Genomic DNA, 14,004 nt, shown 5'->3' on the forward strand with positions numbered 1-14,004 from the left:
TTTGAATGAGTAAATCTGTCACAAAAGCGATGGGAGAACTACTGGGAACGACCTTACTGAGGGATCTCCCGGTACAAGCGCAATTTACTTTTCTCGATCAGGCTATCTTTATTGCTGCAGAATGCCAGCACGTGTCTTGTTGGTCAATCAGTGCCGATAGCTGCATCGCTTTAGACAGTATGGGCATTGATGCGCCCCGACATTTAGAAAGACATGTTCTGGAGCCCATGCTTGCTGCCAGGGAAAGTGGATGGGTCGACGATGACAAAATATCGGTGGCCATGGCTTCATGGTTAAACGAAAGCGGAATGCAAGGATTGTCGGTTGCTGTTTATATGATTGCCAATACAGAACTGGTGGGCGGCTTTATTGTGCTGACCAGTGACAAGGTGATAGATAAACAGGATATCAACTTACAACGCGTCATCTTGGAGTTTACGCCTCTACTTATTGAATCTGATTATTTGCGTGAGAAAAAGCAAGCGGCTATCGAATTAGAGAAAATGAGTACGTTAGGGGGCATGGTGGCATCAGTGGCCCATGAAATAAACAATCCACTTGGCGTGGCGATTACGTCGTTGTCACATTTAAAAGAAAGTGTGGATGACCTCAACAAAAGCTTTAATGACGGTTCGTTAACCGAGGAATATTTTGAAGAGTTTATCGAAGAAAGCAATGAGGTCGCAGATTTACTGACATTTAATCTTGGTCGCGCAGCCAAACTAGTCAGAGACTTCAAGACGAATGCGGTTAACCAAAGCGCGGATCGACTGCTTACCTTTCCTCTGCACAGTACCATTGAAAGCGTGCTGAGCAGTGTTAAGCCGCAGTTGAAAGCGAAGCAAATTGAAATCGTGTTGGAAGAAGATATCGAGGAAACCTTCATGATGAAGAGTTATCCGGGCGCGCTGTCACAGGTACTGACAAACCTGCTGTTTAACGCCTCTATTCATGCTTTCGACAGTACCATAACCGACCCCCAAATTACATTAACGGTAACCTCCACCGAATCGTCGGCAATCATCACTATTGCTGATAATGGTAAGGGTATTCCCGTTAAATTCAGAGATGTGATGTTCGAACCCTATTTCACTACCCGGCGGGAGCAGGGAGGCAGTGGGTTGGGCCTTCATATCGTGGAAACCCTGACGGAAGACAAAATGCAGGGCAAACTGAAAATGAAAACGGAAGTGGGTGAAGGTACCTCTTTCACTTTGACATTGCCGGTAGAACTTGAAGATGAGGCGAGTGGTAATCTGTGACGCTGAATAAACAACTTTGGATTGCGGTACTGGCGATCATTGCACTTAACAGCATGGTAAGCTTTCTGGTGTTGTTTTTTTCGACTCAGCAGAATACTGAAGAACAGCTTTATTTAAAAAATAACGATGATGCCAATTCACTTGCGCTGGTTTTAACGCAGGCTGAAAAGTCACCGGCAGAAATCAGATTAATGTTGTCAGCAAAATTTGACTCCGGGCACTATGCAAGAATTCGTCTTGAGGATAATAACGGCGGTATTATTGATGAAATCTACTACGAAGGGGAGCCATCAACGGCACCAAACTGGTTTCAGGAATTAGCCGCACTGGAAGTGGCGCCAGGCATATCGCAAGTGAGTGATGGCTGGGATCTCTACGGTACCTTGTATGTTGAAAGTCAAACCGCTTTCGCCATGGATTCACTGTGGTCAAAGTTCAAAAGTTTCGTGATCAGTATTCTGGTTCTGATGGCCGCCATAGGTATTATCGGTTCGTTGATTCTCAGGGTCATTCTTAAGCCCCTTGGCAATATAGTTAACCAGGCTAACAGCTTCTCTGAACGAAAATTTATAAAAATTTCCCGCCCGTGGACGGCTGACTTTGCCAGAGTGGTTAACGCGATGAACTCGTTGGCCGATCGATTTAAAGCGAATCTCGTTGAAAATAACCGCCGACTGGAACTCGCCCGCGAGCGGGATCAGCACGATCCGGTGACGAAACTTGTCAACATTAATGCCTTCTTTTCTATTCTTGAATCGCAACTTAGGTACCGAGACAAAGATGGTCAGAATGGCTTGTTGATGCATAGCTTAATGAAACATCAGGGCGATGTGCAGTCCATGGCGCCTGATGTGTTCAATCACTTCATTAAAACTTTCGCCGAAAAATTAGCGCAGTTTTATCGTCGCCACGACGAGTTGTACACCGATTTTAGAATTGCGCGAATAAATGAGACTGATATCTGTGTGCTGCTTTCTGAATGTCGGGCGATGGAAGACATTGCGCAGGTGTTTGTTGAAGATAACCCTATTTCAGATTTGCCAGAATTTAGTGATGCATCATTACACTGCGTCACCGCCGGCGTTTATCTAAGTCCAAACGAAGCCAGTTATGAACTTCTCGACAGAGTAGATGAGCTGTTGGAGGAAGTGCAAGAGCAGGATATTGTGTTTGGTTTTAATCTGCAGCCCGTGCCTGAGCGGCATTACCACTGTGAGAGTCTTGAACAGTGGGAGCAGGATTTCGCTAAAGCGAGTGAACATTGTCACCTGCAGACCGTTAAAGTGCTTTCTCACAATGGCAGTGTGATGCACTATCAAGCATTGCTTAACTTTGATGATAACGGTGAAATGAGAGGATTTGGCCGGCTCACAGAAGCAGCCAGACGCTTTGGCAAGGTAGAGGAAATAGATTTGCTCACTCTGACAACAGCATTGAACTGGCTGGCAGAAAATACCGATAAGCGTTGTTCTGTATTGTTGTATGAAGAGTCGATTATCAGTGACAAATCACTCTCTCAGCTAGAGAGTACGTTAAAAGGTTCACGTCAGGTATTATCTCGGTTATCACTGGAGCTGCGGGAACATACTGCCGCTACTCATCCCATCGCATTCCGACAATTTTGTCGCATGGCAGACAAACTCCTCGTCAACACCGGGCTTAAACGTGTTGGAGAGAGTTTCTCAAAAGTGGCTGACGTTCACGAATTTGGCCTCAAATACCTGAAAATCGACAGTGCTTATGTTTACGATGTTGTCAATAATCGCTCAAACCAGGTTTACCTCAATGGCCTTGCAGACCTGGCACACTCGCTCGGGATGGCAGTCATTGCTGATGGCGTAGTATCGCAGAAAGATGAGGAAGTGTTGATGTCCATGGGATTTGATGGTATCACACGTCTGGACAGCAAGCGTTAGGCGGGCACGAGTGAACATTTTTCTTTCTTTACGATTGGTGAGCAAGCCAGTTCCCCCGGGTGAGCTGCTGTGTCGGTGCTGAAACGTATTGCGTCTTCTTTCTTTTCTCGCATCTTAAATCTGCAAGTCGGGATTACTGCAGCTGCGCTCGCGCTTTGCTGCACCCTTACCGCATTTGCTCTGGTAAACATAAACTTTGACCAATTCTGGCAAGCTGTTGAAAAACACGGTGGAAAGGTTGATGGCGGGCGAAGAGCGGCGCTAAGTGCATTGTTTTCAGATGCAGCGTCTCTGTCAGAAACCGAGCAACTTAAGCGGATTAATCATTATTTCAGTGAAAATGTGACTTACCAAACCGATGACGTGGTTTGGAAGCAAAGTGATTATTGGGCGTCACCGGCGGAATTTCTGGCTAAACGGGTGGGAGACTGTGAAGACTACGCCATCGCCAAGTATATTTTCCTGCTTAACTTGGGTGTTGCCGATGAGAAGCTTCGGCTCATTTACGTTAAAGCCAAAATAGGTGGACGCCGCAGTACGGTGACTCAAGCGCACATGGTACTCGGTTATTACGCAACGCCAGACAGTCAGCCGCTTATCCTCGACAGCCTTATTTCAGAAGTGTTACCCGCCCGACAAAGAACAGACTTGATGCCTGTGTTCAGTTTCAACAGTACCGGTGTATGGGCGCCAGGGCAAAAGAAGTCATCGGGTTCAGCGTCAGCTAAGCTTTCTCGTTGGCGTGGTTTGCTCAATAAAATCAGCACAGAGGGTATTAGCGTTAAATAATCCGGCTTCGCTTCCCGTGTATTTCTCACCTCAACGTAACCTCAAATCTTTCTATGAAACTGACTGATTCATTACCCGCTATCAAAGCATGTGGTAAGGTAATGGTTTGATTATTCCCAAGTTTAGTTTCATGAAAATTCTGCACACTTCCGACTGGCATCTGGGTCAGAGCTTTTTCACTCAAAATCGAAAGCATGAACATCAGCGATTTCTCGACTGGTTACTTAACGTGGTAGACGAGCATGGCATTGACGCCATCATTGTGGCTGGTGACATTTTTGATACTGGGGCGCCGCCTAGTTATGCCAGGGAGATTTATAGCCGATTTGTGGTGTCTCTGCAGGCCCATGCTTGCACATTGGTCATACTCGGTGGCAACCACGACTCAGTTTCTGTGCTCAATGAAACCCGTGGCTTGCTTTCTTGCTTGAATACCCATGTTATCGCTTCGACGTGCGCCGATCCTGCAGAGCAGGTTGTGGAAATCCGTGATAATAACGATGATGTGACCGGGATTGTCTGCGCGATTCCGTTTATTCGCGCCAGGGATGTGATGGTTAGCGAAGCTGGTCAGTCTGGAGAAGATAAAAAGCAGAGTCTTGGTGAGGCAATAAAAGCCCATTACGCTTCGGTATATCAGTTGGCTGAAGCCCGTCGCGCTGAACTTGGCATCGATATTCCAGTTATTGCTACCGGACACCTTACCGCCCTTGGTGTGTCTGCGTCTTCGAGTGTACGGGAAATTTATATTGGTAGCCTGGATGGTTTTGATGCAGGCGGATTTCCGCCGGCAGACTACATAGCATTAGGCCATATTCACCGTCCCCAGCGGGTAGCAAAATCTGACATTATTCGTTATAGCGGTTCACCTATTCCGCTAAGTTTTGATGAGCTCGGTACACAAAAGCAGGTGTTGGTTGTGTCCTTCGACGGCCATCAGGCCACTTCTGTTGAATCCGTACCCGTACCATTGTTTCAGGACATGCAGGTGCTCCGGGGCAGTTTGGACGACATTGAACAGGCACTGAGTGAGTTTGAGAACCAGGAGGCCTCTACCTGGTTATGCATTGAGGTGACCACACAAGGGTATCTGTCTGATCTACATCAGCGTATTCAAGCCATGGTTGAAGGTAAACCCGTAGAAGTGCTGCAATTACGTCGGGTTCAGCAACAACAAACTGTGGGTATGAGCAACGAGTATGAGAAAGACTTATCGGAATTGTCGCCACAGGAGGTGTTTGAAAAACGCCTTGAATTATTAGACAGCGAGGTGGACGAAACCAAAGAAGCGCTTCGACAACAATTTTCTGCCGTGGTGACCTCGTTGGATGAGGAGCAGGAAGTCTGATGAAAATTCTTACGCTACGACTTAAAAATCTCAATGCCCTTAAAGGCGAGTGGAAGATAGATTTCACCCGTTCTCCTTTTACCGATAACGGTTTGTTTGCGATTACTGGTGCAACCGGTGCAGGTAAAACGACGCTACTGGACGCTATTTGTTTAGCGCTCTATCACCAGACCCCACGACTAGGAAATCTCACCCAGTCTTCCAATGAGATCATGACCCGGGGAACCGCAGAATGCCTGTCAGAAGTGGAATTCTCCGTGAAGGGGAAAGCCTACCGCGCTTTCTGGAGCATGCGTCGTGCCCGGGGAAAAGCAGATGGCAATCTACAGCAGGCAGTGGTGGAATTGGCGGAAGTGGCAAGCGGCGACGTGCTTGCCAATCAGGTTAAAAGCAAAGATGACGAGATAAGAGCGATTACCGGGCTGGACTTTGCCCGCTTTACTAAATCTATGTTGTTGTCTCAGGGCGACTTTGCCGCTTTTCTCAACGCCAGCGAAAGCGATCGTGCAGCCTTGCTTGAAGAACTGACCGGTACTGAAATTTACGCCGACATTTCCATGCGGGTTTATGAGAATTACGCTAAAGCGAAGCTTGAGTTAGGCCTGTTACGGGAAGGCATGGATAACGTATCGTTACTTTCTGCCGAGGAAAGGTTGGCGCTGGAAACGGCAATTGACGGTGCGGAATCCCAGTTAGCGTCTGCCCGTCAAAAGGTCGAACAATGGCAGAACGGCGTGACTTGGTGGTTGGGGGCGACGGAACGCGAAGAGAAACAACGGCAAGCTACAGCAAACCTGAATCAAGCGCAGCAACACTACGATAATTTCCTGCCCCAGGAACAGGGTATTTTGTTGGCTGAGAAAGCAGCCAAATTGTTACCGGAGTGGAAAAGCCTGCAAACCATGAAGCAGGAGCGTGAGCAAGCCGTCACCAATGAAGCTGATTTGAAACAGCAGGTGGCGACGGCAGAGCAAACGCTAAATGCGGCAAAAGCGACTGACAGACAGGCTGCCAGCGCGTACAGCGCAGTACAACAGGACATGAAAACGCGCATTTCCCTTGTCCACGAGCAAGTTATACCGCTGGACGATAAAATCGGTCGCCTGCAACAGGAGCAACAAGACGTTCGCCGCAAAGTAACAGAACAACAGCAAACACTTAAAGATAAGGAAAATCAGTTAACCACACTCAGGCAGCAGCTAACCACGCTGAATACTCAGCGACAACAGCAGCAAGCTTATCTTGATGCGCATAAAAATGATGGCGTGTTGAGTCATCATCTTTCTGGCTGGCAAGGGCAAATAGCATTAATGGCCCAATATGAGCAGCAAAAACAGACGCTTGAAGCAGAGCAGTCTGCGCAACAAGCCGCTATTGCAGCACAGCAAGCCAAGGTCAACCAACTGGCTGTTGATGTTGAAACCGCCCGTTCAGAACAGGCAGAAAAGCAAGCCGAAGCAAAGGCTGCGGTTAGTGCTTTTGAAACTCTCGGCGGCGAGCAGCGACGTGTTACTGGAGAGCAACGCGCTCAGAAGATTGACGCCCAGTGGCGGCCCTTGAGCAAAGCGGCGGAAGTGCAGCGCCGTTACCTTTCGGTTTCTGAGAATATGGGGAACCAAAAGCAGCAGCGTGATGCACTGGCAAGCAGATTGGAAATGCAAAAGCAGGAGCTACAAGCATTAAGAAAGGCGTATCAGACGACAAGCCAGTCATTAAAAGATGTGAGCCAATTGGTAAGGCAGGAGGAGCAACTTGCCGAATACCGGGCCAAACTGGAACACGGTGTACCTTGTCCGCTCTGTGGCGCGGAATCTCATCCAATAACCGCTGAAGGCGAGATAAATATTCCAGAAACGCTGCAACGAAAACAAGCCCTTGAGCTAGAACTTTCAAAAGCAGAAGAAGCGGGGACCGCACTCAAGGAGCGATGCCAGCAACTTGAGAGCGAATTATCGAGCTTTGACCGCTGGCTTGTTGACGCCGAAGGCGAATTGCAACAGCTTGTTGCACAGTGGGAGCAACAACAGCATCAGCTTCCGGTAACTCTGGTACTTGAGCAGGCTACTAGCGTAGGTGAATATGAGACTGCACTGCAAAATGAAGCGGAGTCCTTAAGGGCTGAAGCAAATGCCTTGGTAGCACAAAAGGAGGCGGTTACCTTCTTAAGTACTGCGCTAAATGAATGTGAGCGGAAAGTAGAAAAAGCGGATAACAATCATCAATTGGCACTGACGCGTCTCGAACAGGGGCAAAAAGAGCAGGCCGCTTTGGCTCAACGCTTGTCTGTTGTAATCACAGAATCTCAGGCGCAGATACAAGCGCTTCATCAGCAAGTAACAGAAGCCGGGTTGACGGTACCTGATGGGGAGTTGATGGATTGGCTGAAAGATCTGCAGGCGCGAGCACAGCGTTTTGAGGCGGCACAGCAACAGGTTGCTGAGTCTGAGCGTCAGTCTGGCCCCCTCAATGTTGAACTCGCGGGGCAAGAAACTGCCGCGAAGGGGCTTCAGCAAATCATTGCCGATGCTGAACACGCTGCTCAGGTATTGTTCGAACAGTACAGTGAAGCACTTTCCCAGCGAAAAGCATTGCTGGGTAATACACCAGCACGTGAGGCGCTCAATGACGCTGAACAGGCCATTGCCTTACACCATCAACGCGCTGAGCAAGCACATAAAGCGGTGCAAACGGCCACAGATACGCATACGGCCCTGAACGCCGAATCAATACAGCTTCAAAAAAGTGTGTCTGTTTTGTCAGAGCGCCTTGAAGCCGCGCAAGCGCAGTGGTTGCAAAGTCGGGAACAACAAGGGTTTGATTCTGATAGCGCATTTGAACAGGCGCGACTGGACGAGCATGGCTTGCAAGCATTAAAACAACAGCAGCAAACATTGCAGGACGCACTTAAGCAAACGCGTGCGTTTGCTGATGAGGCTACTAAGGCATACAGCAACTGGAAAAACAGTGAGGAAGCGGCCCATTGGCAAACGATGGAATTAGCGGAAGTGCAACGAGCACTGGAAGAAGCGGAAACAACCCGCGATGCATGCCTTTCCCGCAAAGGAGAATTGCAGGCGCGCAAGCAGGCCGACGACGAACAGAAGCAAAAACTGAAGCAAATTGCTGATGATATTGAAACCAAACAATCTGCCTTTGATGTGTTGTCTACACTGAACGAACTGATTGGTTCTTCCAAAGGCGATAAATTCAGAAAATTCGCGCAAGGACTCACACTGGATAACCTCATTGTATTGGCAAATAGACAGCTAAGCCGATTACATGGTCGCTATCGCTTGCAGCGCAAAGAAGTGAACGGCCTTTCTCTGCTGGTGGCAGATACCTGGCAGGGGGATATCACCCGTGACACCCGAACGTTATCGGGCGGTGAGAGTTTTCTGGTGAGTTTGGCGCTGGCGCTCGCGTTATCAGATTTGGTGAGTCATAAAACCAGCATCGACTCACTGTTTCTGGATGAAGGATTCGGCACGTTGGATGCAGAAACCTTGGATATTGCCCTTGATGCGCTGGATAACCTGAACGCGTCGGGCAGAATGATTGGGGTTATTAGCCATGTTGAAGCCATGAAAGAACGTATTCCCACGCAGATCAGAGTGCACAAGCGAAGCGGTTTGGGAGTAAGTGAACTCGATGCAGAGTTTAAGGTGATGGAAGAGGCCGCTTTGGTATAAAGCAGCCTACCATTTAATGGGCGACTATTCAGGCTGAGGAAGTAATCCCAGTGATGCCAGTGCGAGCTCCTGTGCCCCCGCCGATGCCCCGCACAGAGGCGCGGTTTCTGGCATGGCGCTGGGCATAACCCGGGTTTTCACTAAGGTATTTTCAGGAATTTTTGTCATTAGCGCAGCCATAAACGCGTCGTGACGGGCAAGAGGGCCGCCCAGGATCACCAGATCGGGATTAACCAGAATGGCCGTTGAAGAGATCACATGCACAATTTTATCAATGGCCGGGTTGGTTTTTAGTGAACGGTTCTCAAGTAGGGCTTTAAGAAGGCCCTGAGATTCTACGTAATCTTGCAGATTGGTGTCGCCATCCACTTTAAAATAACCCACTTCTCCAGCCATTCCGGAGCTGCCTCTTAACAGGTGACCACTAATGTGAATACCTGCACCAATACCGCGCCCAAAATAGAAAAACACAAAATTTTGTTCATCTTTAGCATTGCCCTGGGCGCGTTCAGCCAACGTCGCCCAGTTTACGTCATTGTCAATGGTTACCGGGCAATGGAATAAATTGGAAAACAGTGAGCAAAAATTGATGTTGTGGGAAAGGGGGAACGGTGCCTTAGGTAATGGCACCACAAGGCCTGTGTTTGCATCTACTGGGTCGGCAATAGAAATGCCCACAGAGAGCACAACAGTATCTACCTGACATACCAAATCTTCGGCCATTTGTATTACACGGGCAAGAAAAGCTTCCTGCGTAAGCACATCTGACAGGGGAGTATGCTGCTCTGAAATCACGTTTTCGGCCAAGTCCATCAAACGCATTTGTATGTGGGCACTGTCTAACGCTACTGCTAACGTTACGCCACGCATCGCGTTGATTTCATACAAGATGCCAGCTCGGCCCTGCTTATTCTGTGTTTTGCGCTTCGTCTCGTTAACCAGCGATTGTCCTTTCAAACGCTGAGCTGCTTCAGAGATAGTCGGTCGTGAAATACCGGTAAGCTGCGAAATCGCCGCACGGCTCATCGGTCCATGTTGTAGCAGGCATTTGAAAAAACGTCTGTCTGTGTCCAGCGCCAAGCTTTGCTGTTCAAATCCCTGGCAAGATTGTTTATGTACGGGCATATTATTTTGATTATCTTACGGCTAGCCGTAAATCCTAATTGTTTATTTCTTGTAAATAAATTGCGGGAAGGGAAACCGCGTTAATTTCAGATTTTGTTGTCTTTTAATTGCCTCAAAGAGTGCGCAAAGACTAAAAAATGTACCGGGTTGACAGTTGGGTGTTATTTGTACTTTTTACGCAGGCATTACTATTTACCCAGCCTGACTCACCTTTACACTTTTCATCTCGAGTAAAATAAAAAAATGGGCTCTCGGTTCACTCGAATAATTAAATATTTGTAGTGTTACGACTAACGTTAAAACCAGATAGTATACAGATTTACTGCTCGCGCTAAGCTTCACCGGTTGCTCAATTTCGCTTGCGACACTTTATACAAGCCGAACTTGCAGGTATTCAAATTGTGGTCTTTACTAAACTTGATTTGTAAAACTGCTGTAACTTTTCCCGTTCATTTTAAGCAGAGAAAACGCAGGAAATCTTCTTTTTTGCTCAAAATTACGACTAAAGAATACTTCATTTTCATAAAAAAGAATAATTTTGTTAGGGTGCCTAACAAAATACTTGCAATTCCTTCACAAGGCGGGCTATAACTACACCTGTTACAAATCGTTAACGAAAATGGCGGAATGTAACCCGTTTCATTGTGAGAATGGGATCACAACGAAACGATTTGCACAACGAGTGCGTGATGGGGCAAGAGAGAAGCTGTTACTTCCTTATCTTCGGATAACGGTTCAGTTTTCACCTCATAAGGGACACGCACTTAAATTCACGTGTGAAAACTCAACTGGAAACCAAACTATGTTTAATAAAACAAAGCTATCTTACGCAGTTTCAGGGGCACTCTGCGTAATGGTTGCAGCACCTGCATTTGCTCAGGATGCGCCTGAACAAGTAGAACAGATTGAAGTACGCGGCGTTCGCGGTAGTTTGTCTCAATCAATGAACGTTAAGCGCCAGTCTAGTGGTGTTGTTGACGCAATCTCTGCCGAAGATATGGGTAAATTCCCAGACACTAACCTGGCAGAATCTCTCCAGCGTATCACTGGTGTTTCTATTAACCGTGTAAACGGTGAAGGTTCTGAAGTTACTGTTCGTGGTTTTGGCGGTAACTTTAACCTGATCACACTAAACGGCCGCCAGATGCCGGCAGCAAACGTTGCCTCTATTACAGGTAACCCGCTGGACCAAGGCGCATCAGGTACTACCCGTTCTTTTGACTTCTCTAACCTGGCATCGGAAGGTGTAAGTGGCATTGAAGTTTACAAAACTGGCCGTGCAGCCGTACCTTCAGGTGGTATCGGTGCAACAATTAACATCAACACTCTGAAGCCACTGTCTCAAGGTGAAAACCGTGCGTCTATCGGCGCGAAAGCCATGAAAGATTACAGTGGCGACGGCGTAACACCAGAAGTGAGCGGTGTTGCTAACTGGTCAAACGAAGATAACACGTTTGGTTTTGCAGTATTCGGTTCATACCAGGAACGTGATTCTGGTAGCCGTCACATGAGTGTTGAGAACTATCAACTGTACAACTGGGATTCAACGTCTCCTGGTACATTCGGTCTGGTTGATGGTGCAAACGTAACTAATGCGCCAGAAGAAGGCCAATTAGTTGCGATGCCTTCTAACTTAGGTTTAGGTCTGAACGAAGATAACCGTGAACGTTTGAACGGTATGGTTACTTTACAGTTCGCGCCTTCAGATACGCTGACATTAACCGCAGATGCGACTTATGCCAGCAACGAAATCAACTCAACCTCTATCGTAGACGGTGTTTGGTTTGCTCGTCAGTTCACTGATATGGAATTTGATGGTAACCCTGTAGTTGCTACGCCTATCCGTTTCACTGAAGACATTGACGGCGGTAAAGACTTCTTCTTCCAGAACCTGGTAATGGCTGCGAAAGATGAACTGAGCTCTTTCGGCTTCAACGCTGACTGGTGGGCCAACGATTCACTGAACCTGCGCTTCGACGCTAACGTGGCAAATGCTAAGTCTGGTGGTAATGGCCCTTACGGTAAAAACGTAATCCGTTTCAACGTTGCAGGTGCAACCGCTGGCTGGCAAACCATGGACTTCGGTCTGGATATGCCACAAGCAAGCATTGTTGTTGACGATTCTGTTAAAGGTAACAACAACGGTGTTTTCGACCTGGCGGATGTTGGTCCTCAGGTAACACGTGCTATTTCTTCAGATCAAGAGTCTGACGTTCAGCAGTTCCGTTTCGACGGTACTTGGGACGAAGGTTCTGACGTGAAAGTTGATTTCGGTATCGGTTACATGGCCACCGAAATGAACCAGATTCGTTACGAAACTGAAGCACAGCTGGGTGGCTGGGGTGTAGCTGATGTTGGCAACATTCCTGAAGGTCTGCTTGACGTAACTTGTACTGCTTGTGCATTTGAAGATCACGACATGAGCGGTGTTGCAGGTGCAGACTCAATTGCAGTACCTGCGGGGTCTACTACTATCCCTCTGGGTAGTGTATCGTTCCGCGGCAACGCTGTAGACTTGCTGAACGCAGTAGCGCCAGCTTACGGTTACACGCCTGGTGACCTGCCTTCTGTAGGTGCGCAGGACAATACGGTTAAAGAAGATATCCTGTCTCTGTACGCAATGGCGACAATGGACGGTGAAATCGGTGGCTTCGAAGCTAACCTGGTAGTAGGTGCGCGTTATGAGAAGACAGATGTAGAGTCAATCTCTATACAGTCTATCCCAGAGCAAATCACTTGGTTATCAGATAACGACTTCACTATCAGCTACGGCGACCAGACTCAAGCGCTGTCTCAGGACCACTCATATGAAGCGTTCCTGCCTAACATCGATTTGTCTGTAAACCTATCTGATGATTTAAAAGCACGTGTTTCTTACAGCATGACTCTGGCACGCCCTGCGTATAACCAGATGTACACTGCAACTTCTATCGGTGCGCCTGGTCGTCCTACATACTTAGGCGGTGTGGCTTCTGGTAGCCGCGGAAACGCAGCCCTGGATCCACTGGAATCCAACAACTTCGACCTGTCTCTTGAATATTACTACGGTGATTCAAGCATGGTGTCTGTGGGTTACTATCGTAAAGACGTAGATAACTTTGTAGGTACGCAGCAGGTTTCTCAGACGCTGTTTGGTCTGTTGGATGCGACTTCTGGCGCAGCAGGTACTACCTCAGCTGAAGCCATTGCCGAACTGGAAGCGCGTGGCGTAGAAATTACCGAGCGTAACTTCTTCACCATGACTGCTCTGCTTGCAAACCCAGACGTGTTCCCTGGTGGCGCGGATGAGTTCCAGGAAGGTCAGGCGTTTGCTGACGACGTATTTGCTAACAATAACGTTGACCCAGTAGCCGGCGACCCGGAAATGCAGTTTGAAGTAACTCAGCCTGTAAACAACCAGAGTGCACGTATCTCCGGTTACGAGTTTGCGTGGCAGCACTTCTTCGGTGACAGTGGCTTCGGTTACCAAGCTAACTTCACTATCGTAGACGGTGATATCGGTTACGACATCGGTGCAGATCCTTCAATCGACCAGTTCGCTCTGGAAGGTCTGAGTGACTCCGCTAACCTGGTACTGATTTACGAAAAAGAAGGTCTGTCTACTCGCGTAGCATACAACTGGCGTGATTCTTTCCTTGCGGAAGTTAACCGTGGTGTTTCTTCTGTTCGTAACCCATTGTTTATCGATGAGTACAAGCAGCTGGATCTGAACGTGAGCTATGACTTCACTGAAGATTTCACCATGAGCCTGGACGTAATCAACTTACTGGAAGAAGGCTCGCGTCAATATGGCCGTAGCTACAACAATACGTTCTTCATCCAGGAACTTGATAGACGTATCGTACTGAGTGCGCGCTACAGCTTCTAATCGCTGT

At 47.9% G+C, this 14,004-nt stretch carries 7 protein-coding genes; 6 read left to right on the forward strand and 1 reads right to left on the reverse strand.

The window, feature by feature from the left end; genetic code table 11:
- The first annotated feature begins 5 nt into the window (after positions 1–5).
- The 5 genes from ACXAFQ_RS00040 to ACXAFQ_RS00060 all read left to right on the forward strand — a co-directional run bounded on the left by ACXAFQ_RS00040 (position 6) and on the right by ACXAFQ_RS00060 (position 9,004).
- Complete coding sequence (locus tag ACXAFQ_RS00040; RefSeq protein ID WP_474817571.1) at positions 6–1,262, forward strand: sensor histidine kinase; 1,257 nt, start codon at positions 6–8, stop codon at positions 1,260–1,262.
- Positions 1,259–3,178: a bifunctional diguanylate cyclase/phosphodiesterase gene (locus ACXAFQ_RS00045; RefSeq protein WP_474817572.1), complete on the forward strand. Its 1,920-nt coding sequence runs from the start codon at positions 1,259–1,261 to the stop codon at positions 3,176–3,178. The genes ACXAFQ_RS00040 and ACXAFQ_RS00045 overlap by 4 nt, the downstream gene beginning before the upstream one ends.
- A 69-nt stretch (positions 3,179–3,247) precedes the next feature.
- Positions 3,248–3,967 (forward strand): transglutaminase-like cysteine peptidase, encoded by a 720-nt coding sequence (locus tag ACXAFQ_RS00050; RefSeq protein WP_474817573.1) that lies wholly within the window; start codon positions 3,248–3,250, stop codon positions 3,965–3,967.
- Between the two features lie 130 nt (positions 3,968–4,097).
- On the forward strand, positions 4,098–5,315 hold the full coding sequence (sbcD, locus tag ACXAFQ_RS00055; protein WP_474817574.1) for an exonuclease subunit SbcD: 1,218 nt from the start codon (positions 4,098–4,100) through the stop codon (positions 5,313–5,315).
- Complete coding sequence (locus ACXAFQ_RS00060) at positions 5,315–9,004, forward strand: AAA family ATPase (protein ID WP_474817575.1); 3,690 nt, start codon at positions 5,315–5,317, stop codon at positions 9,002–9,004. Before sbcD ends, ACXAFQ_RS00060 begins: the two co-directional genes overlap by 1 nt.
- A gap of 24 nt (positions 9,005–9,028) precedes the next feature.
- On the opposite strand, the gene ACXAFQ_RS00065 is transcribed toward ACXAFQ_RS00060, so the two are convergent.
- Positions 9,029–10,129 (reverse strand): ROK family transcriptional regulator, encoded by a 1,101-nt coding sequence (locus ACXAFQ_RS00065; RefSeq protein WP_474817576.1) that lies wholly within the window; start codon positions 10,127–10,129, stop codon positions 9,029–9,031.
- An 802-nt stretch (positions 10,130–10,931) separates the two neighbouring features.
- Here ACXAFQ_RS00065 and ACXAFQ_RS00070 point away from each other — a divergent pair.
- Positions 10,932–13,997 carry a TonB-dependent receptor gene (locus ACXAFQ_RS00070; protein ID WP_474817577.1) on the forward strand — a complete coding sequence of 1,022 codons (3,066 nt, stop codon included), beginning with the start codon at positions 10,932–10,934 and terminating at the stop codon, positions 13,995–13,997.
- Positions 13,998–14,004: the final 7 nt, after the last annotated feature.

The sequence above is a fragment of the Alteromonas sp. ABH2_165 genome (genome assembly GCF_056159945.1).